Origin of the sequence: Rhodococcus sp. R1101, assembly GCF_000278445.1 — a bacterium.
GTDB lineage: Bacteria > Actinomycetota > Actinomycetes > Mycobacteriales > Mycobacteriaceae > Rhodococcus > Rhodococcus gordoniae.
Window position 1 is genome coordinate 1 of the sequence record NZ_AJVB01000411.1, and the last position, 3,506, is coordinate 3,506.

Annotated in this window: 4 protein-coding genes; all 4 read right to left on the minus strand. The window is 69.6% G+C overall.

The genetic code is table 11. From position 1 onward, the window contains the following. A partial coding sequence (locus R1101_RS0118850) for a BatA domain-containing protein (protein WP_016934891.1) occupies nucleotides 1-343 on the minus strand: 343 nt, incomplete at its 3' end. Beyond that, nucleotides 340-1,299 (minus strand): DUF58 domain-containing protein, encoded by a 960-nt coding sequence (locus R1101_RS0118855; RefSeq protein ID WP_016934892.1) that lies wholly within the window; start codon nucleotides 1,297-1,299, stop codon nucleotides 340-342. The genes R1101_RS0118855 and R1101_RS0118850, both read right to left, overlap by 4 nt. Further along, entirely contained in the window at nucleotides 1,296-2,576 is a 1,281-nt protein-coding gene (locus R1101_RS0118860; RefSeq protein WP_016934893.1) for an AAA family ATPase, read from the minus strand. Before R1101_RS0118860 ends, R1101_RS0118855 begins: the two co-directional genes overlap by 4 nt. A gap of 171 nt (nucleotides 2,577-2,747) precedes the next feature. Then, a partial coding sequence (locus tag R1101_RS31110) for an NlpC/P60 family protein (protein WP_016934894.1) occupies nucleotides 2,748-3,506 on the minus strand: 759 nt, incomplete at its 5' end.

Genomic DNA, 3,506 nt, shown 5'->3' on the forward strand with positions numbered 1-3,506 from the left:
GCGCCGCCGCCAGGCGGGTGGGCGCGACGTCCGTGGCCTCCATCGACAGCGACACGTCGATGACGAGCACGACCGTGGCCCGGTTGCGCGGTACCCGCTGCTCGGCGGTGGGACCGGCGAGCGCCACTGTGAGGAAGACCAGGCCCACGAGCAGCAGGGCGACCGGAATGTGCCGGACGCGTCCGGGACGGGCGGGAGCGACCTTCTCGAGCATTTCGAGATTCGTGAAGCGCAGCGTGTTCGCCTGGCGCCGACGCTGGACCAGTACGTACGCACCCCCGAGGGCAGCGACGACGAGCAGCAGCAGCAACCACCACGGTGAGGTGAAACCGGACAGGCTCATCGTCCCCCCTGCCGTGCGGGTACGCCGTAGCTGTGCCGACGCGCCGCGACGAACCGTACGACATCGCCGATCCAGTCGCGGTCGGTGTGCAGGGTCAGGACGGGCGCACCACAGCTGCGCAGCGCCTGGTGCACGGCCGCCCGATGCTCGGCGGCCGCCTGCGCGTAGTCGGCCCGCAATTCCGGAGTGGTCGTGAACTCGCGGGTGCGGCCCGTCTCCGGGTCGTGGAGGACCACATCGCCCAGATCGGGCAGTTCGAGGTCGCGGCGGTCGAGGATTTCCACGGCGAGGAGTTCGTGACGGCCGGACAGTGCCCGCAGGGACCTCTCCCAGTCGAGCGGACCGAGGAAGTCGCTCACCACGACGGCGAGACCCCGGCGGCGCTGAGGGCGTCGCAGTGCCTCGACGACGCCTCGGAGATCACCACGGGTCCCGTCCGGCGGATGCGGGGTGGTCGCGACCGTCCGCAGCAGCGACTGGGCATGCAGCCGTCCGCCGCGCGCGGGGACGCGGACCGTCTCGCTGCCGGTGGAGACCACCGCCCCGATCCGGTTTCCGCCGCCGGTGGTCAGGTGCGCCAGCGCGGCCACCGCCGCGACCACCAGATCGCGCTTCTCGCACAGACCGGTACCGAAGTCCAGGCTGGCCGACAGGTCGATCGCGAGCCACGTCTCGAGTTCGCGGTCGGCGACGGTCTGACGCACATGCGGATGCGTGGTGCGCGCGGTGACCGACCAGTCCATCTGCCGCACGTCGTCGCCCGGCTGGTACTCCCGGGCGTCGCCCGGTTCGGAACCCGGCCCCGGGATCAGACCGAGGTGATCGCCGTGCAGGACACCGTCGAGACGGCGCCGCACGGTCAGCTCGAGGGTGCGGAGCGCGGCGGTGAGCGCGGGATCGCGCAGTTCACCGGATCTGAACCGCGGTGGAGACCCGTCGTGAGGACGTGTGCTCACCGCGCGCCCGCACCTCCCTGCGGACCGGGCGCACCGACGGGTGTCTGCGGGCCGGCCGCGGACCGCGGATCGACGGAAGCCGGTGTCGCCGACGGCACGGGTGCGTTCGCCTGCGGCGCGACCTGCGGAAGGCCGACCGTCTGCAGGATGCGGGTGATGATCTGATCCGCAGAGACATCGTCCGCGAGCGCGTCGTAGGACAGCACCAGGCGATGACGGAGCACATCGGGGATGACGTCGACGATGTCCTGCGGCACCACGTAGTCGCGGCCCCGCACGAGCGCGAGGGCACGTGCCGAGGAGATGATACCCAGCGTCGCTCGGGGCGACGCGCCGTAGGCGATCCAGCCCTGCACGTCGTGCAGCCCGAGTTCGGCGGGCTGCCGCGTCGCGAAGATGACCCGCACGACGTAATCGACCAGCGCGTGGTGGACGAAGACACGTCCGGCGATCTTCTGCAGGCGCAGGAGCTGCTCGTTGTCGAGCACCTGCTTCGGCTCCGGAGCGGCGACGCCCATCCGGTAGACGATCTCGCGTTCCTCCTCCACCGTCGGATAGTCGACGAGGACCTTGAACAGGAAGCGGTCGCGCTGCGCTTCCGGCAGCGGATAGACACCCTCGTTCTCGATGGGGTTCTGGGTCGCCATCACGAGAAACGGCTCAGGCATCGGGAAGGTCTTCCCGCCGATGGTGACATGCCGTTCGGCCATCACCTCGAGCAGAGCCGACTGCACCTTCGCCGGCGCGCGGTTGATCTCGTCGGCGAGCACGAAGTTCGCGACGACAGGGCCGAGTTCGGTGTCGAACTCCTCGCGTCCCTGACGGTAGATACGAGTACCGACGAGGTCGGTCGGCACGAGGTCCGGAGTGAACTGCACCCGGGAGAAGGACCCGCCGACGACCTTCGCGAAAGTTTCGACGGCCAGCGTCTTCGCCACGCCCGGCACACCTTCGAGCAGAACGTGGCCGCGGGCGAGAACACCGACGAGCATCCGCTCGACCAGCAGGTCCTGGCCCACGATCACGCGTTTGACCTCGTAGACGGCCCGTTCGAGGAGACGGACGTCGTCGGCCGGGTCGTACGCCTTCGCAGGGGCGTCGCCGCCGGGCTCACGGGTATTCACACCGGACGCCCGCGGTGCCGGTGCGATGTTCACGCCGGTCGTCTTCGGCGCCGGCGCAGCACCCGCCGCAGCCTGGTTGTTCTTCCGTCCGTCGTTGCCACCCTGGTTGCCCGGCGTTGCCGAACCGGACGTTCCACCCTCGCGTGAGGTCACCGACAATCCACCGCTTTCGCCTACGTCGCTCCGTTGGAAACACCTGCTGCACCACTATTGCAGGTGCCGGCTCGGTGTGTCGTCACCCCTGCACCGACCGGGAGACGCACCCGGGATCGACCGGATGGGCGCCTGTCCTCGGCGGCACGAGGGCCGCGGCAAACCTCGCCCTCACGACACCATGCGCACCACGTACGGTGTCATGCCGCCCCAGCGTACCGGCGAGATCTTCACGTACGACCCCGACTGCGGCGCCTCGAGCATCTGTCCGTCACCGAGGTACAGCGCGACGTGCTGACTGGCGTTGGGTCCGTAGAAGATCATGTCGCCCCGTCTCATCTGCGACGACGGGATCTGTGAGCCTGCCGTGTACTGGTAGCCGGTGTAGTGCGGTAGCGAGATGCCGATGCCCGCGAACGCATAGATCATCAGTCCGGAACAGTCGAAGCCGACCTTGGCGTAGTCGCCGTGGACATCGGCGACACCGCCGTCGCGGATACCGCGGGTCGGGCCGTTCTCGTTCCCACCGCCCCAGGCGTAGGGCACGCCGATCTGGGACATCGCGCGGTCGATGACGACCTCCACCGCGGCAGGACCGGTGACGCTCGGACGGGACGGGGCGCCAGGCGGCGAATCAGGTGTGGAAGGACGGGAGCCCGTTCCGCCGGTGCCGGATCCCGGGCTCTCCACGACGGGGTCGCCCGGATCCGGGTTGTCCCAGTCGATCCCACCGTCGTCGCTACCGGTGTCGTCGTCCACGTCGGGAACCGTCCCACCGTCCGTGTCGTCCGGGACGGTCCCACCGTCCGTGCCGTCCGGGACGGTGCCGGCACCCGTATCGTCGGGGACGGTCGCGCTGTCGGTGTCGTCGTCCGTGTAGTCCGGGGCGGTCCCGTTCTCGGTGTAGTCCGGCAAATCCGTACCCGTACC